This window comes from Xanthomonas sp. NCPPB 1128, assembly GCF_001043115.1.
GTDB lineage: Bacteria > Pseudomonadota > Gammaproteobacteria > Xanthomonadales > Xanthomonadaceae > Xanthomonas_A.
The window spans coordinates 1-24,315 of sequence record NZ_LFME01000005.1 but is presented as its reverse complement, the minus strand read 5'-3'; the positions used below and the strand labels follow the sequence as shown (position 1 = coordinate 24,315).

21 protein-coding genes and 5 tRNA genes are annotated in these 24,315 nt (G+C 67.9%); 7 read left to right on the top strand and 19 right to left on the bottom strand.

Annotated features, from left to right (window positions below; all coding sequences use genetic code 11):
- Positions 1-397: 397 nt before the first annotated feature.
- The 5 genes from ACP93_RS05275 to ACP93_RS22115 all read right to left on the bottom strand — a co-directional run bounded on the left by ACP93_RS05275 (position 398) and on the right by ACP93_RS22115 (position 1,256).
- A tRNA-Glu gene (locus tag ACP93_RS05275) sits at positions 398-473 on the bottom strand.
- Between the two features lie 44 nt (positions 474-517).
- Positions 518-593, bottom strand: a tRNA-Ala gene (locus ACP93_RS05270).
- A 114-nt stretch (positions 594-707) separates the two neighbouring features.
- Positions 708-783 (bottom strand) — tRNA-Glu (locus tag ACP93_RS05265).
- A gap of 46 nt (positions 784-829) precedes the next feature.
- Positions 830-905 (bottom strand) — tRNA-Ala (locus ACP93_RS05260).
- A 105-nt stretch (positions 906-1,010) separates the two neighbouring features.
- Positions 1,011-1,256 (bottom strand): hypothetical protein, encoded by a 246-nt coding sequence (locus ACP93_RS22115; RefSeq protein WP_157862428.1) that lies wholly within the window; start codon positions 1,254-1,256, stop codon positions 1,011-1,013.
- A gap of 82 nt (positions 1,257-1,338) precedes the next feature.
- Here ACP93_RS22115 and ACP93_RS05255 point away from each other — a divergent pair.
- The 3 genes from ACP93_RS05255 (at position 1,339) to ACP93_RS05245 (ending at position 5,930) form a co-directional block, all read left to right on the top strand.
- A tRNA-Leu gene (locus ACP93_RS05255) sits at positions 1,339-1,425 on the top strand.
- 163 nt (positions 1,426-1,588) lie between these two features.
- Positions 1,589-1,969, top strand: coding sequence for a response regulator (locus ACP93_RS05250; RefSeq protein WP_048489724.1), 381 nt, complete (start codon positions 1,589-1,591; stop codon positions 1,967-1,969).
- 157 nt (positions 1,970-2,126) lie between these two features.
- Positions 2,127-5,930, top strand: coding sequence for a PAS domain-containing protein (locus tag ACP93_RS05245; protein ID WP_228135959.1), 3,804 nt, complete (start codon positions 2,127-2,129; stop codon positions 5,928-5,930).
- A 79-nt stretch (positions 5,931-6,009) separates the two neighbouring features.
- On the opposite strand, the gene ACP93_RS05240 is transcribed toward ACP93_RS05245, so the two are convergent.
- The 3 genes from ACP93_RS05240 to ACP93_RS05230 form a co-directional block, all read right to left on the bottom strand.
- Positions 6,010-8,379: a Tex family protein gene (locus ACP93_RS05240; RefSeq protein WP_048489722.1), complete on the bottom strand. Its 2,370-nt coding sequence runs from the start codon at positions 8,377-8,379 to the stop codon at positions 6,010-6,012.
- 95 nt (positions 8,380-8,474) lie between these two features.
- Positions 8,475-10,109, bottom strand: coding sequence for a hybrid sensor histidine kinase/response regulator (locus tag ACP93_RS05235; protein WP_048489721.1), 1,635 nt, complete (start codon positions 10,107-10,109; stop codon positions 8,475-8,477).
- Between the two features lie 75 nt (positions 10,110-10,184).
- On the bottom strand, positions 10,185-10,400 hold the full coding sequence (locus tag ACP93_RS05230; protein ID WP_017907884.1) for a hypothetical protein: 216 nt from the start codon (positions 10,398-10,400) through the stop codon (positions 10,185-10,187).
- A gap of 177 nt (positions 10,401-10,577) precedes the next feature.
- Here ACP93_RS05230 and ACP93_RS05225 point away from each other — a divergent pair, with 177 nt between their 5' ends.
- Entirely contained in the window at positions 10,578-11,789 is a 1,212-nt protein-coding gene (locus tag ACP93_RS05225) for an NAD(P)/FAD-dependent oxidoreductase (RefSeq protein ID WP_048489720.1), read from the top strand.
- A gap of 150 nt (positions 11,790-11,939) precedes the next feature.
- Here the strand turns inward: ACP93_RS05225 and ACP93_RS05220 are convergent, their stop codons facing one another.
- The 5 genes from ACP93_RS05220 to ACP93_RS05200 form a co-directional block, all read right to left on the bottom strand.
- The gene (locus tag ACP93_RS05220) at positions 11,940-12,395 is read right to left on the bottom strand and encodes a hypothetical protein (protein ID WP_053069697.1); all 456 of its coding nucleotides are present in this window, start codon (positions 12,393-12,395) and stop codon (positions 11,940-11,942) included.
- Positions 12,392-12,592 carry a PspC domain-containing protein gene (locus ACP93_RS05215; protein ID WP_048489719.1) on the bottom strand — a complete coding sequence of 67 codons (201 nt, stop codon included), beginning with the start codon at positions 12,590-12,592 and terminating at the stop codon, positions 12,392-12,394. Before ACP93_RS05215 ends, ACP93_RS05220 begins: the two co-directional genes overlap by 4 nt.
- 81 nt (positions 12,593-12,673) lie before the next feature.
- Positions 12,674-13,750, bottom strand: a complete 1,077-nt coding sequence (locus ACP93_RS05210) for a class III poly(R)-hydroxyalkanoic acid synthase subunit PhaC (RefSeq protein WP_048489718.1) — start codon at positions 13,748-13,750, stop codon at positions 12,674-12,676.
- Positions 13,747-14,877 (bottom strand): class III poly(R)-hydroxyalkanoic acid synthase subunit PhaE, encoded by a 1,131-nt coding sequence (gene phaE / locus ACP93_RS05205; protein ID WP_048489717.1) that lies wholly within the window; start codon positions 14,875-14,877, stop codon positions 13,747-13,749. Before phaE ends, ACP93_RS05210 begins: the two co-directional genes overlap by 4 nt.
- Positions 14,878-14,922: 45 nt before the next feature.
- Positions 14,923-15,537, bottom strand: coding sequence for a CDP-alcohol phosphatidyltransferase family protein (locus ACP93_RS05200; protein ID WP_017909499.1), 615 nt, complete (start codon positions 15,535-15,537; stop codon positions 14,923-14,925).
- A gap of 141 nt (positions 15,538-15,678) precedes the next feature.
- Here ACP93_RS05200 and ACP93_RS05195 point away from each other — a divergent pair, with 141 nt between their 5' ends.
- The gene (locus ACP93_RS05195; RefSeq protein ID WP_048489716.1) at positions 15,679-16,437 is read left to right on the top strand and encodes a 3-hydroxybutyrate dehydrogenase; all 759 of its coding nucleotides are present in this window, start codon (positions 15,679-15,681) and stop codon (positions 16,435-16,437) included.
- Positions 16,438-16,935: 498 nt separating this feature from the next.
- On the opposite strand, the gene ACP93_RS05190 is transcribed toward ACP93_RS05195, so the two are convergent.
- The 3 genes from ACP93_RS05190 to ACP93_RS05180 all read right to left on the bottom strand — a co-directional run bounded on the left by ACP93_RS05190 (position 16,936) and on the right by ACP93_RS05180 (position 18,955).
- Positions 16,936-17,424: an NUDIX hydrolase gene (locus tag ACP93_RS05190; protein WP_048489715.1), complete on the bottom strand. Its 489-nt coding sequence runs from the start codon at positions 17,422-17,424 to the stop codon at positions 16,936-16,938.
- A gap of 77 nt (positions 17,425-17,501) precedes the next feature.
- Positions 17,502-18,008, bottom strand: a complete 507-nt coding sequence (locus ACP93_RS05185; RefSeq protein ID WP_048489714.1) for a DUF1249 domain-containing protein — start codon at positions 18,006-18,008, stop codon at positions 17,502-17,504.
- A gap of 125 nt (positions 18,009-18,133) precedes the next feature.
- Positions 18,134-18,955 (bottom strand): posphoenolpyruvate synthetase regulatory kinase/phosphorylase PpsR, encoded by an 822-nt coding sequence (locus tag ACP93_RS05180; protein ID WP_048489713.1) that lies wholly within the window; start codon positions 18,953-18,955, stop codon positions 18,134-18,136.
- A gap of 145 nt (positions 18,956-19,100) precedes the next feature.
- Here ACP93_RS05180 and ppsA point away from each other — a divergent pair, with 145 nt between their 5' ends.
- Positions 19,101-21,476, top strand: a complete 2,376-nt coding sequence (gene ppsA, locus ACP93_RS05175) for a phosphoenolpyruvate synthase (RefSeq protein ID WP_048489712.1) — start codon at positions 19,101-19,103, stop codon at positions 21,474-21,476.
- 5 nt (positions 21,477-21,481) lie between these two features.
- Complete coding sequence (locus ACP93_RS05170) at positions 21,482-22,432, top strand: mechanosensitive ion channel family protein (RefSeq protein WP_048489851.1); 951 nt, start codon at positions 21,482-21,484, stop codon at positions 22,430-22,432.
- 99 nt (positions 22,433-22,531) lie between these two features.
- Here the strand turns inward: ACP93_RS05170 and orn are convergent, their stop codons facing one another.
- From orn to mntR, 3 genes are all read right to left on the bottom strand, one after another.
- Positions 22,532-23,104: an oligoribonuclease gene (gene orn / locus ACP93_RS05165; protein ID WP_048489711.1), complete on the bottom strand. Its 573-nt coding sequence runs from the start codon at positions 23,102-23,104 to the stop codon at positions 22,532-22,534.
- Positions 23,105-23,203: 99 nt separating this feature from the next.
- The gene (tadA, locus tag ACP93_RS05160) at positions 23,204-23,704 is read right to left on the bottom strand and encodes a tRNA adenosine(34) deaminase TadA (protein WP_048489710.1); all 501 of its coding nucleotides are present in this window, start codon (positions 23,702-23,704) and stop codon (positions 23,204-23,206) included.
- Complete coding sequence (gene mntR / locus ACP93_RS05155) at positions 23,701-24,165, bottom strand: manganese-binding transcriptional regulator MntR (RefSeq protein ID WP_048489709.1); 465 nt, start codon at positions 24,163-24,165, stop codon at positions 23,701-23,703. Before mntR ends, tadA begins: the two co-directional genes overlap by 4 nt.
- Positions 24,166-24,315: the final 150 nt, after the last annotated feature.

Sequence of the window (24,315 nt, the reverse complement as noted above, 5' to 3'; positions counted from 1 at the left end):
CCCTCCCCCATGCAGCACCAGCTCACTGTCCCGAACGGAGAGGGAGTCAAAAGCCCCTCTCCCTCCGGGAGAGGGGTTGGGGTGAGGGTACGGAGCGCAGCCACGCAACGTCGAAATGCCAAGGCGCATGTCCCGACGGTTGGAATGCCATGAGCGTCCGCACCCTCATCCGCCCCTGCGGGGCACCTTCTCCCGGAGGGAGAAGGAACAAAGCCCCTCTCCCCTTGGGAGAGGGGTTCACGCACGCAGTCAGGGAAAGCAGGAGCAGGCACCGCTGCCCAAGAGGCAGGCCGTCCACCCGCTTGCAGCACACGCGTGGCGATCCTCTGCGAGGACAACGCCAACGTGCACACCACGCATAAAAAAACACCCGGCAATGCCGGGTGTTTTCGAAGAATGGCGTCCCCACGGGGATTCGAACCCCGGTCGCCACCGTGAAAGGGTGATGTCCTAGGCCTCTAGACGATGGGGACGCGGATAACGATGTTGCTTTGCGGACGGCCTATGTCCGAAAAGTTGGTGGAGCCAGCCGGGATCGAACCGGCGACCTCTTGCATGCCATGCAAGCGCTCTCCCAGCTGAGCTATGGCCCCACGTGTACTGGCAGAAGCGGAATCTTACCCGACTTTCTTCCGATGTACAAACCCCGCACTCACTATGTTCGGCAGAGCCGAACCCGGATGCGCGCGAGGAATTCCTGAGAAAAATGGCGTCCCCACGGGGATTCGAACCCCGGTCGCCACCGTGAAAGGGTGATGTCCTAGGCCTCTAGACGATGGGGACGCTGTGTAACGATGTCGCCTTTGCGGACGGCCTATGTCCGAAAAGTTGGTGGAGCCAGCCGGGATCGAACCGGCGACCTCTTGCATGCCATGCAAGCGCTCTCCCAGCTGAGCTATGGCCCCACGTGCTGCGAGGAGCGGAATATTAACGATCGTGATCGGCACACGCAAGCGTTTTTTTGCGGATCGTTGGCGACCTCGCAGCAGCCCTCGCCACGCCCAATGAAATCAGCGCACGCCTGCATTGCGCGAGGTGCGCGCCTCCCGCCACACCACCGATGCGACCTGCGTTCGCGACGACGCGCGACGCGAAGTCGCCCCGGCAGCCACGTCGGCACCCGTCACCTGCGATTGCCGATATCGGCACAACGCGAAAGCGTACCCGGCAAGCGCGCAGCGAAGGAAGCAGCAACGGCGCACCGCTTGTAGATAGATAGAGAGAGAGAAGTTCAAGAACGCCTCGATCTCCGCCAACGCCCCTCACCTGCCAGGCCTCGACGGCGAATGCGGACCCGCTGGCGGCGCGACCGAACTGTCGGCTATACTCCGCGGCCGCGCCGAAGTGGCGGAATCGGTAGACGCAGCGGACTCAAAATCCGCCGCCCTTAAAAGCGTGTGGGTTCGAGTCCCACCTTCGGCACCAGGACTGACGGCAGCTTCGGCTGCCGTTTGTTTTTTTCGCGACCGCGTCGCATACGTCGACGGCGATTGCAGGTAAACGCTTCATCTTCCTGCACTCGTTTGTCTAGGCGGCGGCCGTGACGGTCCCGCTATACTTTCCGTTCCCAAACCTTAACGAGCAAGCGATGTCGGCATTGCGGGGCCTGCGTATCCTGGTGGTCGAGAACGACGAGATGAACGCCACGCTGCTGGAGTTGCAGCTTGCCCAGGCCGGTGCCGAGGTGGTCGGCGTCGCCGCATCCGTGCAGCAGGCCCTTGCGCTGATCGACAGCGAACGCCCGGACCGGGCCGTGCTCGACTTCCGCCTCTCCGCCGGCGAAACCAGTGAACCGGTGGCCCGGGCGCTGAGCGAACGCGGGACCCCCTTCGTGCTCGCCACTGGCGTGGCTGCCGATGCCCTGCCCACCGGCTTCGCCGCCGGCGTGGTGCTGACCAAGCCTTACCTGTCCGAACAGCTGATCAAGGCGTTGCAGGACGCTCACGCCAAGACCACCGCACGCCCCTGAGAATCCCCGGTTGTAGCCCGCCGCCTGGCGGAACGATTCGAGGGACTCAGCCATCAACGCCAAGGACTGTTCGCCGCCTCCTGTCCGGTTTCCCGCCGGCAGCGCTACGGGGGCCTTGCTGCGCGCCATCGATTGGCGTGAGCACGAACTTGGCCCGATGGAGCAGTGGCCGCGGAGCCTGCTGACCGCGCTGTCGATCTGCCTGAACTCGCGGTTCCCGATGGCGGTGCGCTGGGGCGAACGGCAGTTCAACCTCTACAACGACGCCTACGTGCCGATCCTCGGGTTGCGGCATCCGCAGGGCTTCGCGCGGCCGATGGAGGAGGTGTGGCCGGACGTCTGGCCGGAGGTGCGGGCACAGGCCGACCGGGTGATGGTCAGCGGCGAATCGACCTGGAACGAACATATCCCGTTGACGATGCTGCGCAACGGCTACAGCGAGCAGGTGTATTTCACCTTCTCCTACAGCCCGCTGTTCGACGACGAGGGCCGCATCGCCGGTGTGCTGTGCGTGTGCACCGAGGACACCGCGCGGATCACCCTGGCGCGCGAACGCGACACGCTGCTGAAGGCGCTGGACGCGCAACGTGCGCAGATGGCCGACGCCTTCGAGCAGTCGCCGGCGGCGCTGGCGATCCTGCGCGGCCCGGATTACGTGATCGAGACCGTCAACCGGCGCTACCAGCAGTTGGTCGGACCGCGCGAGGTGGTTGGCCGGCCGCTGACCGAGGCCATTCCCGAAATCCAGCAGCAGGGCGTCATCGGCCTGCTCGACAATGTCCGGACCAGCGGCCAGGCCTTCATCGACGAGTCGATGACCTTCCAATTGTGCCGCAGCCCGCACGAAGCGACCTCGGAAACCACGCTGGAATGCGTGTACCAGCCGATGCACGACGCCGAAGGCAAGGTCAGCGGGATCCTGGTACACGGGATCGACCGCACCGAACAGGCGCGCGCGCAAGCGCACGACAGCTTCCTGCTGATGCTCGAGGACACCCTGCAGAACCTGCACAGCACCGAAGCCATCTGCGAGACCGGTGCCGCCCTGCTCGGCCAGCACCTCGGCGCCAATCGCTGCGCCTACGCGATCGTCGAGGCCGATGAGGACGTGTTCGACGTGCGCGCCGACTACGTCGACGGCGCCTCGCACCTGCTCGGGCGCTCGCGCTTCAGCGATTTCGGCAGCGACCTGCTGGAGTGCATGCGCGAAAACCGGCCGTGGGTGGTGCAGGACACCGAGACCCACCAGCCGCCGATGCGCCTGGACGACCCCAACTACCGTCGCCTGGGCATGCGCGCGGTGCTTACTGCGCCGCTGCATAAGGCCGGCCGCCTGGTGGCCGCGATCGGCGTGCACCAGGCACATCCGCGCGTGTGGACCTCGGCCGAGATCGAGCTGGTGCGGCTGGTGGCGGCACGCTGCTGGGAATCGATGCAACGCGCGGGTGCGCAAGATGAACTGGCCAGCAGCGCCGCGCGTCTGAGCGAACTGGCCGATGCGATGCCGCAGATCGTGTTCACCGCCATGCCCGACGGCCACGTCGACTACTTCAATCGCCGCTGGTACGAGTACACCGGGCTGGCTGTCGGTGAGGCCGGCTACGAGAGCTGGCGCAAGGTACACACCGAGGAAGGCCTGACGCGGGTGATGGAGGTGTGGCCGGAGGCGCTGCGCAGCGGCAAGCCGTACGAGATCGAGTATCCGCTGCGTCGCCACGACGGCGAGTACCGCTGGCATCTCGGCCGGGCCCTGCCGATCCGCGACGAAAGCGGCCGCATCGTGCGCTGGATCGGCACCAATACCGACATCCACGACCGCCGCCTGGTCGAACAGCGCCTACAGGAGAGCGAGCTGCGCTTCCGCCAGCTGTGCGACAACGCGCCGGTGATGATCTGGATGTCCAATGCCGACGGCGATTGCGAGTACGTCAGCCGCCAGTGGTATCTGTTCACCGGGCAGAGCGAGCAGGAGGCGCTGGGCAGCGGCTGGCAGGAAATGCTCCATGCAGACGACCTTGCCTCGGTCGGCCGCACCCTGGCGCGTGCCTGCGCCGACCGCCGCGCCTACACGGTGGAATACCGCCTGCGCCGCCACGACGGCGAATACCGCTGGTGCGTGGATACCGCCACGCCGCGCTTCAGTTCGTCGGGCCAGTTCCTCGGCTTCATCGGCTCGCTGCTGGACATCGCCGAACGCAAGCGCATCGAGAATGCCACCGCCGCCGAGCGCGCGGCGCTGGCGATGATCACCACCGGCAAGCCGCTCAACACCGTGCTGGAGGCCATCGCGCGGGGCATCGAGTCGCAGAGCGATGTCGGCCTGCGCTGCACCATCATGCTGGTCGACGAGCACCGCCAGTGCCTGCTGGAAGGGGCCGCGCCGAGCATGCCGCCCGCCTTCCGCAAGGCGGTGCAGCGCCTGCCGATCAATCCCAATACCGGCTGCTGCGGTCGCGCCGCCTATCTGCGCCGGCAGGTGCTGTGCAGCGACGTGCGGGTGAATCCGCATTGGCAGGACTATCTGACCACCGCCCTGGAGGCGGACATCGTCGCCTGCTGCTCGACGCCGATCCTGGCCAGCGACGGCGAAGTGCTGGGCGTGGTCGCGCTGTACTACCCGTTCGTGCACTACCCCAACCCGCACGAACAGGACCTGGCGCGCTCGGCCTCGCACCTGGCCGGCATCATCATCGAACGCCGCGGCACCGATCTGCGCCTGCAGCAGCTGCTCGCCGCCGAGCAGAGCGCGCGCAGCGAGGCCGAGCGCGCCAGCCGCATGAAGGACGAATTCCTGGCCACGCTCAGCCACGAGCTGCGCACGCCGCTCAACGCGATCCTGGGCTGGTCGCGGCTGATGCAGGACGACGCGGTGCGCGAGAAGGACCTGGCCAAGGGCCTGGAGGTGATCGAGCGCAGCGCGCACTCGCAGGCGCAGATCATCGACGACCTGTTGGACATGAGCGCCATCCTGTCCGGCAAGGTGCGCCTGGAAGCCGGCGAGGTGGATCTGCGCGCGCTGCTGGGCGAGACCATCGATGCGGCGCGCCCCGGCGCGCAGAACAAGGGCATCGACATCGTGCTGGTCGCCGACGAAGCACCCGCCCTGCCCTATCTGGGCGATCGGGTGCGGCTGCAGCAGGTGCTGACCAATCTGGTCGGCAACGCGATCAAGTTCACCCCCAGCGCCGGCACGGTCACGGTGACCCTGGACAGCACCAGCACCCATGTGCGCATCGCCGTGGGCGATACCGGCATCGGCATCGACCCGGCGTTCCTGCCGCACGTGTTCGACCGCTTCCGCCAGGCCGACGCGAGCAGCACGCGCAGCGCCGGCGGCCTCGGCCTGGGCCTGGCGATCGCCAAGCAACTGGCCGAACTGCACCAAGGGCAATTGTCGGTCAGCAGCGACGGCGTCGGCCTGGGTGCGACCTTCACCCTGCTGCTGCCGCGCAACGATCTGCAGAGCCTGGATCCGATCCGCCGCGGCGGCGACGCGGCGCTGTCCGGCGGCATGCTGCGTCGTGGCGGCATGCGCCTGGATGGCGTGCGCGTGCTGGTGGTGGACGACGACATGGATTCGCGCGGCGTCACCCAGCGTTTCCTGCAGGAGGCCGGTGCCGTGGTCGAGACCGCGGTCTGCGCCGACGATGCCGAAGCGCTGCTGCGCGAGCGGCCATATGCGCTGCTGGTCAGCGACGTGGGCATGCCGCGCCGCGACGGTCACAGCCTGATCCGCAGCATCCGCAGCCGCGGCGCCGGAGCGGCCAGCCGCATCCCGGCCATCGCCCTGACCGCCTACGTGCGCAGCGAGGATCGCGCGCTGGCTCTGGAGGCCGGCTTCGATGCGCACCTGGGCAAGCCGGTGGACCCGGTCAAGCTGCTCGGGCTGGCCGCATCGCTGGTGACGCCGCCAGCCGCCGCGCTCGCCAGCGACCCGCACCCGCGCGTCGAATCGGCCTGATCGGCCGCGTTGCACGACCGCAGCGAGCGGTCGTCATTGGAGCGACCGGCGCAGGCGCACCGGCGCTCCTCCTGCCACCTCAGCCGCGCTTGGCGCGGGCGAACGCGTCGGCCAGCGCACTGTTGACCGGCGGCGCCGCGGCCGTGGCCGGACGCGACTTGGCGTTGCCGCCGCCCGGGGTGCCGCGCCCGTCGCGCTCGCGCCGCGGCGGGCCGCCGGCACTGCGCGCGCCGCTGTCGCGGTCGGCGGGACGCACCGGCGCCGGCGTGTCGTCCAGGCGCCGGGTCAGCGCGATGCGCTTGCGCGCCACATCCACTTCCAACACCTTGACCTTGACGATGTCGCCGGCCTTGACCACGTCGCGCGGATCCTTGACGTAGCTGTCCGAGAGCGCAGAGATGTGCACCAGGCCGTCCTGGTGCACGCCGATGTCGACGAACGCGCCGAAGGCGGCGACATTGCTGACCACGCCCTCCAGTACCATGCCGGGCTTGAGATCCTTGATGTCCTCCACGCCGTCGGCGAACCGCGCCGCCTTGAACTCCGGGCGCGGGTCGCGGCCCGGCTTTTCCAGCTCCTTGAGGATGTCGCGCACGGTCGGCACACCGAACGTCTCGTCGGTGAACTGGTCCGGCTTGAGTCCGCGCAGGAAGCCGCCGTCGCCGATCAGCCCCTTGATCGGCTTGCCGGTGGCGCCGACGATGCGCTCCACCACCGGATAGGCTTCCGGGTGCACCGCCGAAGCGTCCAGCGGCTCCTCGCCATCGGCGATGCGCAGGAAGCCGGCGCATTGTTCGAAGGTCTTGTCGCCCAGCCGCGGCACCTTGAGCAGGTCCTTGCGGCGCTTGAACGTGCCGTTGTCGTCGCGGTGGCGCACGATGTTCTCAGCCACGCTCGACGACAGCCCGGACACGCGCGACAGCAGCGCCGCCGAGGCGGTGTTGACGTACACGCCGACCGCGTTCACGCAGTCCTCCACGCGCGCGTCCAGTGCCCGCGCCAGGCGGTACTGGTCGACGTCGTGCTGGTACTGGCCCACGCCGATCGCCTTGGGTTCGATCTTCACCAGTTCCGCCAGCGGATCCTGCAGGCGCCGCGCGATCGACACCGCGCCGCGCAGCGACACGTCGAGCTGCGGGAACTCCTTGGCGGCGAACTCGGAGGCCGAATACACCGAGGCGCCGGCCTCGCTGACCACGATCTTCTCCAGCTTCAGTTGCGGGTTCTGCTTGATCAGGTCCGCGGCCAGCTTGTCGGTCTCGCGGCTGGCGGTGCCGTTGCCGATCGCGATCAGCTCCACGCCGTGCTGCGTGCACAGCTGCCGCAGCGTGTGCAGCGACTGATCCCACTGCCGACGCGGCTCGTGCGGATAGATGGTGTCGGTGGCCAGCAGCTTGCCGGTGGCGTCGACCACCGCGATCTTGCAGCCGGTACGGATGCCCGGGTCCAGGCCCAGGGTCACGCGCGGCCCGGCCGGCGCGGCCAGCATCAGGTCCTGCAGATTGTCGCCGAACACCGCGATCGCCTCGGCCTCGGCCTTTTCGCGGGCCTGATTGAACAGGTCCAGCAGCAGGTGCATGTGCAGCTTGGCGCGCCAGGTCAGGCGGCACGCATCCAGCAGCCAGCGGTCGCCGGGCCGGCCCTGGTTGGCGATGCCGGCGCGCAGCGCCACGCGGCCCTCGGCGTACTGGTGGCCGGCCTCGGCCTCGCTGCCGGGGTCCAGTTCCAGGTACACGATCTCCTCGCGGCGCGCGCGGAACAACGCCAGCAGCCGGTGCGAAGGGATTTTGGCCAGTGCTTCGGCATGATCGAAGTAGTCGCGGTACTTGGCGCCTTCCTGCTCCTTGCCCTCGGCCACGCGCGCACGGATCACCCCGACCTCGCCCAGCCAGCTGCGCAGTTCGCCGACCAGCGCGGCGTCTTCGCCCCAGCGCTCCATCAGGATCGCGCGCGCGCCTTCCAGGGCAGCCTTGACGTCGGCCACGCCCTTGTCGGCATCGACGAAGCCGGCGGCGAAGGTTTCCGGCACCTGGGTCTGATCGGCCAGCAGGCCGTCGGCGAGCGGCTCCAGCCCGGCTTCGCGGGCGATCTGCGCGCGCGTGCGGCGCTTTGGCTTGTATGGCAGGTACAGATCTTCCAGCCGCGACTTGGTATCGGCGGCGACGATCTCCGCACGCAGTTCGTCGCTGAGCTTGCCCTGCTCGGCGATGCTTGCCAGCACCGCGGCGCGGCGCTCTTCCAGCTCGCGCAGATAGGTCAGGCGCACTTCCAGGTTGCGCAACTGCGTGTCGTCGAGCCCGCCGGTGACTTCCTTGCGGTAGCGCGCGATGAACGGGACGCTGGCGCCCTCGTCGAGCAGGGCGATGGCGGCGCGCGCCTGCGCCGGCTGCGCGCCGATCTCGGCGGCGATGGTATTGGCGATCTGCTGGGCGAGCTGAGTGTCGTGCATTGCGTCCGGCCGAAGCCGCCTTGCGGAAAACCCGCATTTTCGCAGTGCGCGCGCCGCCGGGGAACCCGTTGACAGGCGCGCGCCGACCTGTCGCGTCAGCTGACCCCGTTGGGACCGTCCAGCACCATGCGCACCTTACGGGTGAGTTCCTGGCGGTTGTAGGGCTTGGCCAGCACGTCGAACTCGTTGCCGCCGGCATCGGTGCGCTCGATCGAGGACTCGGCGTAGCCGGTGGTCAACAGCACCTTGATCTTGGGCCGACGCCGCCGCGCCTCGCGCGCAAGCATCACGCCATTGAGGCCGCCGGGCATGATCAGGTCCGAATACAGCAGGTCCACGTGCACGCCGGTGTCGAGCAACTCCAGCGCCTCGCGGGCGTTGTACACCACGTGCGTGGCGTAGCCCTGGTCCTCCAGGAACAGCCGCGCCAGTTCGGCGATGTCCGGCCGGTCCTCGACGATCAGGATGGTCTCGTCGCCCTGGCGATCGAACGGACGGCGCGTGCGCGAATCGCGCGGCGCCATGTTCTCGACGTTATCGTCGATCGGGAAGTACAGGCGCACGGTGGTGCCGTGGCCATCCTCCGAATACAGGCGCACCGCGCCGCCGGACTGCTTGGCGAAGCCATACACCATCGACAGGCCCAGGCCGGTGCCCTTGCCCTCTTCCTTGGTGGTGAAGAACGGATCCAGCACCCGCGCCAGCACCTCCGGCGGCATGCCGCTGCCGTTGTCGGTGATCGACACGCACACGTAATGGCCGGGCAGCAAGTTGTCGTAGGTGGTGGGCTCGTCGGCGCGCACCGAGACGTTGCGGGTCTGGATCACCAGGCGCGGCGCCGCCTGTTCGGCCATCGCGTCGCGGGCGTTGATCAGGATGTTCAGCAGCGCCACTTCGGCCTGGGTTGGGTCGATCCGGCAGTTGCGCAGGTCCGGCGCCAGCTCCAGCGAGAACGCGATGCCGTCGCCCAGGGTGCGCTCGGCCACGTCGCTCATCCCGGCCACCAGGGCATTGAGGTTGAGCACGCGCCCTTCCAGCTTCTGTTTGCGGGCGAACGCCAGCAACTGCTGGGTCAGGCGCGCGGCCTGGCCTGCGGCATCGCGTGCGCGCTCCACGCTCTTGCGCAGCAGCGACGGATTCAGCGGCTCGCTCTCGACCGCATGCTCGATCAGTTCCAGATACCCGGACATGACCTGCAGCAGGTTGTTGAAGTCGTGCGCGATGCCGCCGGTGAGCTGGCCCAGCGCTTCCATTTTCTGCGCCTGGCGCAGCGCGTCCTCGGCATCCCGGCGACGGCTGACGTCCAACTGCGAACCGAAGAAGTACACCAACTCGCCGCGGTCGTCGTAGACCGGGGAGATGTAGAGCGCGTTCCAGAAGCTGGAACCGTCCTTGCGGTAGTTGAGGATCTCTACCGCCACTTCGTCATGCGAGGTGATCGCATCGCGGACGCTGCGCACCGTCTCGCGATCGGTGTCCGGCCCCTGCAGGAAGCGGCAATTGTTGCCGATCAGCTCATCGCGGCCGTAGCCGGTCATCTCCAGGAACGCGCGGTTGACGAAGATGATCGGGTTGTCCGGCTGCCGCGGATCGGTCACGATCATCGGCATGCGGGTCGTCTGCACCGCAGCGAAGAAGATATCGCTGCGCTGGTTGGACATGTCGGTGGGTGCGTCAGGATCGACGGTCGTCGGCGGCGCCGGGCGGTTGCTGGTTTCTGGTGCGGGCATGGGCGATGGCAGGTCGATGCGAACCGTCGCTGGCCCGCCTAGGCGAGCGGCCACACCGGGGTTCGCATGCCGGCGTCAACGCGAATAATACCTGTGCAGGCGTTCTACCACGATATCGTCCTGCAGCGATTCCAGGGCCATGATCCGCACCTGCCGGTCGCTCAATGCCAGCACGCGCTCGACATAGATCTCCGGGCCGGCCTCGGTTTCCTTCATGGACTTGCGGAAACCGTAGGGGACGACGCCCTTCTCTCCGTCCTTGCTGCCACCGATGTACAGAACGACCGACATGACGCTTCCTCTACAGGGAATTCGTGGAACTGGCGCGCACCATACACAGCGCCATGTGAGGGACTTCTGCACCGAGGTTAATCGCGGCTGTTTGCCCGAACATGACGTTTGCGCCGCGTCACGCGGACTTAACCGGGGCTGCGCGTAAGTCGCACATCCTTTCTGCGCCGGGGCGTCATGGATCTCAAGAGCGGTTATCCCTTCTGGTCGGTCCGCAACGGCCTCATGCAGAGTTTTCCGCAGCTGCGCGACGACGTGCGCTGCGATGTCGCCATCGTCGGCGGCGGCATCACCGGCGCGCTGATCGCCGAAGAACTGAGCTCGCACGGGCACGCCGTAACGCTCCTGGAGCAGCGCGACATCGGCTGGGGCAGCACCGCGGCCAGCACGGCCCTGTTGCAGTACGAGATCGACACCCACCTGATCGACCTGGCCAAGCGCTATGGCGAACCGGCTGCGGCACTGGCCTATGGCGCCTGCGCGCAGGCCCTTGAGCAGTTGCGCGAGCTGGTGCGGCCACTGCGCGATGTCGACTTCGGCTGGAACGACAGCCTTTACTACGCCAGCAAACGCCGGCACGTGCGGGTGCTGCAGGAAGAGCTGGAAGTGCGTGCGCGACACGGCCTGGACGTGGCATGGCTGGATGCGAAGGCGCTGGACGCCGACTACGGCCTCCAGGCGCACGGCGCGATCCTCAGCCACCAGGCGGCGCGGGTGGATCCATACCGCCTCACCTACCGTCTGCTCGGCCGCGCCTTCCGACGCGGTGTCGGCGTCTACGACCGCACTCGCATCGCGCGGATCGTGGTCCATGGCCGCGGCGTGACCCTGCATACCGACCAGGGCGCGCAGGTGCGTGCCGGCCACGTGGTGATGGCCGCCGGCTACGCCAACCAGCACTGGCTCGACCAGCGCGTGGCGCGCAACCGCAGCAGCTACGCCTTCGTCAGCGACCCGCTGGAACCCTCCGTGCTCGGCCCGCTGCGCGACACCATGATCTGGGAAAGCGCGCGCCCGTATCTGTACCTGCGCAGTACCGGCAACGGCCGCATCGTCGCCGGCGGCGAGGACGACAGCGTGGATGTGCCGGCGCGTCGCGACGCACGCGTGGACAGCAAGGCACGCACGCTGTCGCGCAAGATCGCCAAGGTGATGCCCGGGCTGGAGCTGCAGCCGACCTTCGCCTGGGCCGGCACCTTCGCCGAGACCGAGGACGGCCTGCCGTTCTTCGGCCCGCACCCGCAGCATGGTCCGCGCGTGCAGTTCGCGATGGCCTACGGCGGCAACGGCATCACCTACAGCATGATCGGCGCCGGCCTGCTGCGCGCGCAGATCGAGCGGCACGCGCATCCGCTCAAGCGCCTGTTCGGCTTCGCCCGGCTCGACTGACGCGAGCCACTAACAAGCGCCACTCGTACATCCGTAGGAGCGGCTTCAGCCGCGACCGGGGCGTTCCCGGTAAAGCCCGTCGCGGCTGAAGCCGCTCCTACGCGACAACGTCATGCATTGCGAAAGCAGCTGTTTGCTGGCGCCACGCACTCAGCCACTCCCCGGCCACCAGCCGCGGCCGTGCAGCGCGTAGCGATCGGCGGCGCGCTCCAGCGGATTGCGCACGCTGACCCCACCGCAGGCCAGGTAGACCGGCAGGAACAACGGCCCCAGCAGCATGTACTGCAGCACGTGCGCACGCTCGTGGTCGCCGAGCCGTACTGCCGGATGCCGGCAGCGACCGGCAGCGTGCTCGTAGGTGGCGCAGGCCACGTCCAGATCGTCGGCACTGAGCAGGATCACGTTGCCCAGGGTCATCGCCCCGCGCGGCCGCATTGGCACCCGTTCGAACACCAACGCAAGTTCGCGACGGCTGAAGCGCAGGCGCGCACCGAAGACCAGCGCGATGGCACCGGCGAGCACACCCAGGGCGGTGTTGGGCGAGGTCCACAGAACGCCGACGGCGATGCCAACGCGGCGCCAAGCCAGCGGCAGCGATCGTTTCAGTCGGCTTCGTTGGGAATCAGCAGCCACAGGATCAGGTAGACCAGGATGCCGGGGAACGCGGCCGAGACGATCGACCCCACCACGTACAGCACCCGCAGCAGGGTCGCATTCCAGCCGAAGCGGTGGGCGATGCCGCCCATCACGCCCGCGATCATGCGGTCGTTCAACGAGCGCGACAGCGAACGGGATTGCGACATGGCGGCAGCTCCATCAACAACGGCCATCCACTCTACGCGCGCCGGTGCGGGCGCCGCGTGACGGCGCAAGACGGTCAGCCTTCAGTGCCCGCCATCGCGCTCGGCCAGCCACCGATGCAGCGCCGCCGGGACCTCGCGCTGGGCGCGGCCGGAGACGTAGATGCCGATATGGCCGCCGCGGAAACTCAGCTCGGCGTAGTCGCCGCTGCCGACCACGCCGCGCAGGGCCCGCGAGGCATTCGGCGGCACCAGGTGATCCTGCTCGGCATAGACGTTGAGCACCGGCATGGTGACCCGGCCCAGGTCCACCGTGTGCGTGCCGATGCGCGCGCGCCCGTGCATCAGCGCGTTGTCCTGGTAGAACTGCTTGACGAACTCGCGAAAGGTCTCGCCGGCCAGATCAGGCGAATCGAAGATCCACTTCTCCATGCGCAGAAAATCCTCCAGCGCCCGCGGATCGTCGAGGATGTCGAGCAGACCGACATACTTCTGCAGGTTCAGCCGGAACGGCTTGAGCATCAGGTAGCTGACGTTCATCAGGTCCGCCGGCACGTTGCCCAGCGTGTCCACGAACAGGTCGACGTCGACCTGGCGCGCCCAGTTGGAGAGCATGTTGTCCGGAGTGTGGAAATCCACCGGCGTGACCATGGTGATCAGGTTGCGCACCTTCTCCGGCTGCAGCGCTGCGTAGCACAGCGAGAACGTGCCACCCTGGCAGATGCCGAGCATGTTGATGGGCGCACCGCCACCGGCCGCGCGCAGGTGGTCCACCGCGCCGTCGATGTAGCGCAGCAGATAGTCCTCCAGCGTCAGGTAGCGCTCGGACCGGTCCGGGTAGCCCCAGTCGAGCACGTAGACGTCCAGGCCCAGCGCCAGCAGGCCCTGCACCAGCGAGCGATCGGCCTGCAGGTCGACCATGTACGGACGGTTGACCAGGGCATAGACGATCAGCAGCGGCACCTTGGCGGTGGGCGGGCGTTCGCCGACGAAGCGATACAGCACCACCTTGCCGTCGCGCCATACTTCCTGGCGCGCGGTGGCACCGTAGTCCACCGTGTCCAGGCCCGGCAGCACGCGCAGCCCCTCGAGCAACTTGCGCTGCAGCTCCAGGGTTTCCTGGACCAGATCGTCGCTGCTGAAACTCAGCGGTCCCTTCATGCGCGGCTCCGGCGTGTGGCCGGCGTGGCGCCGGTCTGCCGCGGCTTGGCGGCGGGCGCGGACTTCGCTGGCTTGGCGGTGTTGGACTTGGATTTGGATTTGGATTCGGACGCGACGGCTGCCGCGCGCGCAGCGGACGACTTGGCCGCGGTCTTCCTGGCACCTTTCTGCGGCGCGGCCGGGGCCGCGGCAACCGGTGCAGGTCCAGCTACGACAGTCGCACCCTGCCCCTCACCGCGCTCCAGCCGCCGCAGCCGCCGTTCCAGGTCCGCGATGCGCCGATGCGCGGCATCCAGTTCGGTGCGCGTGGGCAGGCCCACCTGCTCGCACACCTGCTCGGTCTCGCGTTGCAGCAGGGCGCGCAGGCGCATCTGCGCGTTGGCCACGTCGGCGTAGACCTGGCGGAACTCCGGCGACAGCGCGGCCGCCGCATAGGCCTCCTCGGCCGCGTCGATCCACAGATCGAACATCGCCCGCGCATTGGTCAGTTGCCGGCCCGGGTCCTCATGCTCGCGCAACTTCTCCTCGAACAGGCCGAAGGCGCGGTCGATGGCGCCCTGCAGCAGCCCCAGATAGGCCTGCAACTGCGTCTGGTAGTCCTGCTGTGCCTTGGCCAGCGCCCGCCAGCGTGCCTGGTGGTTGCGTGCCGGGCCGAACCCGGGCATCTGCAGCCACGGCCCGCTGTCGCGCTGCATGCCCTGCAGCCACTGTGCCGCCTGCTGCAACCACGGATCGATGCCGGCCTGGCCGGCGCCGCGCACCGCACCCAGCAGCCAGTGCAGCAACTGCTCGCGCTGGCCTTGCACCTGGCGCTTCCAGGCCTCGGCGACGTCGGCACTGCTGGCGTCGCGGCCGGCGAACTGCGCGGCCACCTGCTGCATCGCGCCCAGCCAATCGCCGGCCTGCTGCTGGAACTGCGCCACCGCCTCCTCGGCCTGCGGCGCGCTGCCGCGCGGCAGCCACTGGCTCCAGGCCGCGATCGCTTCGCGCCAGGAACCCGAGCCATTACCAGAAGCGGCCGACGCGGGGGCCGGCGTGCCCTGGCGCAACGCAGCGCTCCAGGCCTCCCAGTACTGCCGCGTCATCGCCTCGAAATCGCCGGCGCCACTGCCGCCGCTAGCCTTCATCGCCACTCTCCCGAACTGGCCCGCGATGATAGCAACCCGCTGCGATCAGGGCTTGGGAATGCGCAGCGTCTTGCTGATCATCAGCGAGCCGGACAGCGCGAACAGCAGCGCCAGCGGATGCAGCAGCCACGGCCCCAACCGCCACTCGCCCCACCACAAGGCGTCGCCGATATGGCCCAGGTGCGCAGCGATCGCCAGCACGATGACCAGGCCCAGGCTGCTCGGGATGGGCGTGCCCTCGAAGTACGGCACCTTGTCGCCGTCGCCGGCGATCTGCTCGGCGGTGACGTTGTAGCGGGCCAGGCGGCTGACCCCGCAGCAGACGAAGAAGCTCAGCACCAGCCAGTCCCAGCCGCCCTGCATGCCGCAGGCGTAGGCCAGCGCGGCCGGGGCCACGCCGAAGGAGATCACGTCGGCCAGCGAGTCCAGCTCGCGGCCCAGGGTAGAGGACGACTTGCGCCAGCGCGCCACCCGCCCGTCCAGCGCGTCGAACACGAACGCCAACGGGATCAGCGCCATGCCGAACAGCAGGTCGCTGCGGCGGCCATCCTGCAGGAAGCGCATCGCCGCGAACACCGCGCCGGTGCCGCAGAAGGCATTGGCCAAGGTGAACCAGTCGGCCAGCTGGAACTCGCGCAGCATGGAGAAGTGGCGTTTCATCGGCATAACGTGGCGGATCCGGCGTGAGCGGCGAGCGACGGCACAGGGTAGCGTGGCGCCGCCGCACTGGCGAGCGGCCGCTGCCGGGCGTCGCGGCGCGCTGCTACGCTGACCGCTCCCCACTCCGCGCAGGTACTCCCCATGCAGACCGTCCTGATCACCGGCGCCGCCAGCGGCATCGGCGCCGGCATCGCCCATGCACTGGCCGCCGACGGCCGCCACATCGTCGTCAGCGACCTCGACCTCGGCGCAGCCGAAGCGGTGGCCGCGCAGTTGCGCGACGCCGGCGGCTCGGCCGAGGCGGTGGCGCTGGACGTGACCAGCACCGACAGCATCCAGGCCGCGCTGGCGGCGCTGAGCCGGCCGGTGGACGTGCTGGTCAACAACGCCGGGCTGCAGCACGTGGCGCCGTTGCAAGACTTTCCGATGGAGAAGTGGGGCCTGCTGGTGGAGGTGATGCTGACCGGCGTGGCGCGGCTGACCCAGGCGGTGCTGCCGAGCATGCGCGCGCGCGGCTTCGGCCGCATCGTCAACATCGGCAGCATCCACTCGCTGGTCGCCAGCCCGTACAAGAGCGCCTACGTCGCTGCCAAGCATGGCCTGGTCGGCTTCTCCAAGGTGATCGCGCTGGAGACTGCCGACACCGACATCACCATCAATACGCTCTGCCCCAGCTACGTGAAAACGCCGCTGGTGGACAAGCAGATCGCCGACCAGGCGCGCACCCGCGGCATTTCCGAAGCCGACGTGATCGCCCAGGTGATGCTCAAGCCGATGCCCAAGGGCGTGTTCATCGCCTACGACGAGCTGGCCGGCTGCGTAGCATTCCTGGCTTCGCCGGCGGCGCGCAACATCACCGCGCAGACCATTGCCATCGACGGCGGCTGGACCGCGCAGTAACGCTGCGGCGAGCACGCACGTCCGGCTGCTGGGTCGCTATCGACGCTGGCGAATTTTTCGCCAGCGCGACGGCGGCCGTTGCGGCACAACGCCGCCAGCAGCTTATCCACAGCGTTCGTGCGATTTCATCCACACAGGCTGTGGAGAAGCGCGACCGGGACTGCTGAAATTTTCACCACCCGACAACATCGGGCAGCCCTTTCAATGACTTGCCACGCTTGCCCACAGGCTTGTGCAGGATCGATCCACAGCAGCTGTGGACAAGGCGGACGTGGCGTCGCGCGGACGTTCGACCGAGCGGCGCGCGACACCCTTGCCCATCTCCGGACAGGAGTTGGAGGAGGCTGTTCCTTCTCCCGTCGGGAGAAGATGGCCCGAAGGGCCGGATGAGGGTACGGGCGGCGCCTGGTGCAACCAGCCCGCGCGTCGCTTTCGCGCCGCACCCTCACCCCAACCCCTCTCCCGGCGGGAGAGGGGCTTGATGGAAGCGCGAGCGTGTCAGACCCGCGAGTAGCGCCAGGACTGCATGCGTCCGTCGCGATACGGCATCACACCGTGGAACGGGCGCGGGTCGCCGTCGAACACCAGCGGCAGGAAGTGGCGGTCGCCCTCCCACAGCGGCAGCGTGTCCATCTGCGCGATCGGCACCCAGGCCAGCGTGCCCTCGGCGTTCTCGGCGAACGGCTCGCCCGCGTAGGCCTCGATCAGGAACACGAAGCCCAGCCAGTCCTCGCCGTGCTTGCCGAACCCCGGCCAACTGATGGTGCCGCGCAACTGCAGCGCCTCGCAGGTGATGCCGGCCTCCTCCAGGATCTCGCGGCGCATGCCGGCCAACACGTCCTCGTCCGCTTCCACCTTGCCGCCCAGGCCGTTGTACTTGCCCAGGTGATGGTCGCCGGGCCGGGCATTGCGGTGGACCAGCAGCACCTGGCTGCGGTCGGACGAGAGCACGTAGCCCAAGGTGGCGACGATGGGGGTGTAAGGCATGCGGTGACGGCGGAAGGCGACGGGCGCGCAGTATGCCGTATCCGCGCTGCTGCCTGGTCCAGGCGGAAGTCAGACGGTCAGACCGCCGGCGTCGCAGCGTCGCGCGGCGCATGCGGCAGTGGCGGCGCAGACCGCAGGGTGGCGACGCCGTGGCCACGCTCGGCCAGGTACTCCAGCCATTTGCCGAGGAAGGTGTTCATGCGCATGCGGTGGCTGATCAGTTCCGCCGGCGGCGGATACAGCCCCATCACGTCCTGCCAGCGGCGGCCGACATAGCAGTGCGTGGTCTCGGCCTGCCGCGCGTCCAGGTACAGGCGCACGTAGGCCGACGGGTCGGGCTCGCCAGTCAGCGGGTCGCACAGGCCGTAGGTCAGGCGCAGTTCGACGGTGTAGCGGTGGCGCTCGATCACGTCCAGTCGCAGGTCCAGGCCGTCGCCGATGCTGGACACATAGCTGCCGGCGGCCAGGTCGGCCGGCACGAACAGGCGGTTCAGGTGCAGATAGTTCTCGGCGTACAGCCCCATCAGCCAGCCGAAACGGCTGAGCCGGGGGATGCGTTCGCTGCGGGTCATGGCGTGCTGCATGGACCGATCCTACACGCTGGATCGCGCCGGCGGCAGCATTGACGGATCGGCGCCGGCGGCCTACCGTGGAAATCCGTGCGGCGGCGTGCGGAAATGCCGTTGCCGCCAGGGGCGGCCCCGCCCGCTCAGAACATCTCGCGCTGCAGTCCCAGCGTTGCCAGCACCTTGCTGGAAATCTCCTCGATTGAGGTATGCGTGGTGCTCAGCGTCGGAATCCGCTCCATGCGGAACATGGTTTCGGCTGCCGCCACTTCGCGCCGGCAGGTCTCCGCACTGGAGTAGCGCGAATTCGGCCGCCGCTCCTGGCGAATCTGCTGCAACCGCTCCGGATCGATGGTCAGCCCGAACAGCTTGTTGCGGTAGGCACGCAGCCGCGGCGGCAACCGATCGCTCTCCAGATCCTCGTCGGTCAACGGATAGTTGGCCGCGCGCACGCCGTAATGCAGCGCCAGGTAGATGCAGGTCGGGGTCTTGCCCGCGCGCGAGACCGCCACCAGGATCACGTCGGCCTCGTCATAGGTGAGCGCGATGCCGTCGTCGTGCGCCAGGGCGAAGTTCATCGCATTGATGCGGCGGTGGTAGGTCTCGAAATCGACCAGACCGTGCGCCTGCCCCACCCGCGAGTGCCGCGGCGCGTTCAATTCGCGTTCCAGCGGCTCGATGAAGGGTGCGAACACGTCGAGCATCAGCGCCCCGCTCTCGGCCAGCAACATGCTCAGTTGCGGATCGACGCAGGAGTTGACCACGATCGGCCGAACCTGATAGCGCTCCCCTGCGGCATGGATGCGCTGTGCCGCGTCGCGGGCTTTTTCCGGATCGTCGACGAACGACATGCGGTCGGTGACGAAGCTGAAACCGCTGAACTGGGTGAGCAGGCTATGCCCAATGGTTTCAGCGGTGATACCGGTTCCATCGGACACGTAGAACACCGGTCTGATCGTCGACATTGCCTGCATTCTCCTGGCTGAAACCCAACGGATGCACCCGCTTCGCTTGTGCCGGCTCGGGTGCGCACTGCATCATATCGGCTTCTTCCCTCACGGACGCGGCCATTCAGCCCGCCTCGGGCGATGGCCTAACGGAGCATCGCGCTTGAACGAGAACATCCTGTGGTTGCATGAGCTGCGCTTGGCCGACCTGGCTCGCGTTGGTGGCAAGAATTCCTCCCTCGGCGAAATGATCGGCAACCTGGCGGGCCTCGGCGTGTCCGTGCCGGGCGGCTTCGCCACCACTGCCGAAGCGTTCAAGGCCTTCGTCGCCCACAACGATCTGTACCAGCGCATCTTCGACAAGCTGGCCACGCTGGACGTGGAAGACGTGGGCGCGCTGACCGTCGCCGGCAAGGAAATCCGCGGCTGGGTGATCGATGCGCCGCTGCAGCCGGAACTGGATCAGGCGATCCGCGAGGCCTACGCGCAACTGTGCAGTGAGAACGGCGGCGGCGACGTGGCCGTGGCGGTGCGCTCCTCGGCCACCGCCGAAGACCTGCCCGACGCCAGCTTCGCCGGACAGCAGGAAACCTTCCTCAACGTGACCGGCGCCGACGACGTGGTGCACAAGGTCAAGGAAGTCTTCGCCAGCCTCTACAACGATCGCGCCATCGCCTACCGCGTGCACCACGGCTTCAAGCACGAGGACGTGTTCCTGTCGGCCGGCGTGCAGCTGATGGTGCGCTCGGGCGTCGGCGCCTCCGGTGTGCTGTTCACCCTGGACACCGAGTCCGGCTTCCGCGACGTGGTGTTCGTTACCTCGAGCTTCGGCCTCGGCGAAATGGTCGTGCAGGGCGCGGTCAATCCCGACGAGTTCTACGTCTACAAGCCCACCCTCAAGGCCGGCAAGCCGGCGATCCTGCGCCGTTCGCTGGGCAGCAAGCTGATCCGCATGGTGTATTCGGACGTGCCGGGCGAGCGCGTGCGCATCGAGGACACCCCGGCGCAGCTGCGCAACACCTTCTCGATCAGCGACGAAGACGTGCAGGAACTGGCCAAGCAGGCGCTGGTGATCGAGCAGCACTACCAGCGGCCGATGGACATCGAGTGGGCGAAGGACGGCGTCAGCGGCAAGCTGTTCATCGTGCAGGCGCGCCCGGAGACGGTGAAGTCGCGCGGCCACGCCACCCAGATCGAACGCTTCGCGCTGCAGCAGCGCGGCGAGGTGATCGCCGAAGGCCGTGCCATCGGCCAGAAGATCGGCGCCGGCGTCGCCCGCGTGGTGCGCAGCCTGGAGGACATGAGCCGGGTGCAGCCCGGCGACGTGCTGGTCGCGGACATGACCGATCCCGATTGGGAGCCGGTGATGAAGCGCGCCTCGGCGATCGTGACCAACCGCGGCGGCCGTACCTGCCACGCGGCGATCATCGCCCGCGAGCTGGGCGTACCGGCGGTGGTCGGCACCGGCAACGCGATGGAGCTGGTCGAGGACGGCAAGGAAGTCACCGTCAGCTGCGCCGAAGGCGACACCGGCTACATCTATCGCGGGCGCCTGCCGTTCGAGCGCACCACCACGGATCTGGGCAACATGCCGCCGGCACCGCTGAAGATCATGATGAACGTGGCCAACCCGGAGCGCGCGTTCGACTTCGGCCAGTTGCCCAACGCCGGCATCGGCCTGGCGCGCCTGGAGATGATCATCGCCGCGCACATCGGCATCCATCCCAACGCGCTGCTGGAGTACGCCAAGCAGGACGCGGCGACCAAGAAGAAGATCGACGAGAAGATCGCCGGTTATGCCGACCCGGTGAGCTTCTACGTCAACCGCCTGGCCGAGGGCATCGCCACGCTGACCGCGTCGGTGGCGCCGCACCCGGTGATCGTGCGCCTCTCGGACTTCAAGTCCAACGAGTATGCCAACCTGATCGGCGGCAGCAACTACGAACCGCACGAAGAGAACCCGATGATCGGCTTCCGCGGCGCCAGCCGCTATGTCGATCCGAGCTTCGCCGCTGCGTTCGCGCTGGAGTGCAAGGCCGTGCTGAAGGTCCGCAACGAGATGGGCCTGGACAACATGTGGGTCATGATCCCGTTCGTGCGTACCCTCGAGGAGGGCCGCAAGGTCGTCGAGGTGCTGGCCAGCAACGGCCTGCGCCAGGGCGAGAACGGCCTGAAGATCATCATGATGTGCGAGGTGCCGTCGAACGCACTGCTGGCCGAGGAATTCCTGGAGATCTTCGACGGCTTCTCAATCGGCTCCAACGACCTGACCCAGCTGACCCTGGGCCTGGACCGCGATTCCTCGATCGTGGCGCACCTGTTCGACGAGCGCAATCCGGCGGTCAAGAAGATGCTGTCGATGGCGATCAAGGCCGCGCGAGCCAAGGGCAAGTACGTGGGCATCTGCGGCCAGGGCCCGTCGGATCACCCGGACCTGGCCGAGTGGCTGATGCAGGAAGGCATCGAATCGGTGTCGTTGAACCCCGACACCGTGGTCGACACCTGGCTGCGCCTGGCCAAGCTCAAGAGCAAAGGGTGATGCCGATGCAGTCGTGGCTGACGGCACTGACGGCGGCCACGACCGCTGCGCCGGCGACGCGGGCGGCGCGTCCGTTCGACTGGCGGACGCTGGACTGGGCGCAGTACGCGCTCAACTGGGGCGTGGCGATCCTGATCGTGGTGGTCGGGATGTGGATCGCCAAGCGCCTGAGCGAATGGTTGCGCAGCGCCCTGCTGCGCGCACGGGTGGAAGCCACGCTCAGCAATTTCCTGCGCAACGTCGCCTATGCGTTGATGCTAGTGCTGGTGCTGGTCACCGCGCTGCAGAAGATCGGCGTGCCGCCGACCTCGCTGTTCGCCGTGCTCGGCGCCGCCGGCCTGGCCGTGGGCCTGGCGCTGAAGGACTCGCTGTCCAACATCGCGTCCGGGGTGATGCTGATCGTGCTGCGGCCGATGCGCGACGGCGACCACGTGGTGGTGGCCGGCCAGGAAGGCGTGGTCGACGAGATCCGGATCTTCCAGACCCGCATCCGTACCTTCGACGAGCGCATGGTGACCCTGCCCAACAGCACCATCACCACCGCGCCGATCGTCAACTACAGCACCTTGCCCAACCGCCGCCTGGAGATCACCGTCGGCGTCGGCTACGGCGATGACCTGAAGAAAGCGCAGGAGCTGCTGCTGCAGATCGCGCAAGAGAATCCGAACATCCTGAAGACGCCCGCCCCGTTCGTGCAGGTCACCAACCTGGGCGAGAGCACGGTGGACCTGATGCTGTTCGGCTACGCCAAGAACGGCGATTTCGGCGCGGCCAAGAGCAGTACGCTGGAGCAGATCCGCAACCAGTTGCTGGAAAACGGACTCAGCATTCCGTACCCGCAGCGCGACCTGCACGTGTACCACCACGATGCCGACGGCCGTCCGATCGCGGAATTGTTGACCAAGGGCGTCACCGACGACGGCGAGACCAAACCGGGACCGCCGCTGGCGCGCTGAGCGACGGCGTCACTCGCTGCATCCCCTGCCCTGCTGCATCCGCCCGACGACCGTCGGGCGGCCTGTTGCATACGCGGCCTGAAGCATCCCGAGCGCGGATCAGCCCTGGCCCTGCCCGCCCAGCGTGCCCATGAACGGGCGGTAGTAGCGCAGTTCGTCGATGGAATCGTGCACGTCGCTGAGCGCGGTATGCGAGGAGGTCTTGGTCAGCCCGGCCGACACCGCCGGCGCCCAGCGCCGCGCCAGTTCCTTCAGCGTCGACACGTCCAGGTTGCGGTAGTGGAAGAAACGCTCCAGTCGCGGCATCTGCCGGTGCAGGAAACGCCGGTCCTGGCAGATCGAGTTGCCGCACATCGGCGAGGTGCCGGGCTTGCACCACTGGGTCAGGAACGCCATGGTCTCGGCCTCGGCCTGGGCCAGCGTGACCCGGCTGTCGAGTACGCGCTGCCAGAGGCCGGAGTGGCGGTGCTGGTTGCGGTTCCACTCGTCCATCGCCTCCAGCGTCTGCAGCGGATGGGCGATGGCGAACTCCGGGCCCTCGGCCAGCACGTTGAGCTGGGCGTCGGTCACCACCGTGGCGATTTCGATGATCGAATCGCGATCGGTATCCAAGCCGGTCATTTCCAGATCGATCCAGATCAGCCGATCGTTCGCCACGTGCGCTTGCGCCATATCACCGTCCTGTCGTTCGCGGCGGCGAGGCCGGCGCGGAAGTGTCGTATCAAGCGTCAATGATACCGCGCGAACTGCGCGACCGGCAGAGCTGGCAGCTCACGCGCCGAGCGGTGGCTTGCCGCGCTTGGCGCGAAAGTAATTGGTCAGGCGCGTGCTGGCCTCCATCGCCAGCACCCCGCCGCGGACCTGCACGCGATGGTTGTGGCGCGGATCGGCGAGCAGGTCGAACACGCTGCCGCAGGCACCGGTCTTGGGATCGGTGGCGGCATAGACCAGCTCCGCCACACGCGCATGCACCACCGCCATCGCGCACATCGCGCACGGCTCCAGGGTCACGTACAGGCGACTGCCGACTAGGCGGTGATTGCGGAGCCGGCGGCCAGCCTGGCGCAGCGCGACGATCTCGGCATGCGCGCTGGGGTCGTGTTCTGCGATGTTGAGGTTCCAGCCCTCCCCCAACACCTCATCGTCGGCCGAGACCAGCACCGCGCCGACCGGGATCTCGTCGAACTCGCGCTCGGCGCGTTCGGCCAGGGCCAGCGCATGGCGCATCCAGTGCGCGTCGCGCGCCTGCTGCACGTCGTCGCCAGCGCTCATCGCGACGCGCTGTGCGTGCGCACGAACTCGGCGAACACCGCCAGCGTCGCTTCGCTGACGTGGTGCTCGATGCCCTCGGCATCCCGACGCGCGGTGTCGGCGTCGATGCCCAGGGCAAGCAGGAACTGCTCCACGGTCTGGTGGCGCTGCCGGCTGGCCGCGGCCAGCGCCTCGCCCTCGGCGGTCAGGAACACTCCGCGGTAGGGCCGCTGCACCACCCAGCCGCCCTTGACCAGCCGCTTGAGCATCTTGGCCACGGTCGGCTGCGCCACGCCCAGGCGCGCGGCGATATCCACCTGCCGCGCTTCGCCGCCGTCGGCGAGCAGGTCGGAAATCAGCTCCACGTAGTCCTCGATCAGCTCCAGGCGGTGCGCCTCGCGCACCTGGCGGAAGCTTTCGACCTGCACTTCGGCGTCGAGCAGCACCGCCGGCGGCGCCATCGACTTCCCGCTTTTCTGCATCGCAACGCCCTTGTCCGGTGCCGACGCCCTGCCGGCCACCTGCCTATTCTGGCCGAAATCCGGGCTATCGCAGCGATTTGAATTGCCAATGCTAATCCATATAGCATCTGCTATATACTCGTTTGCACCCCGCCCCACCCTCATTTGTTG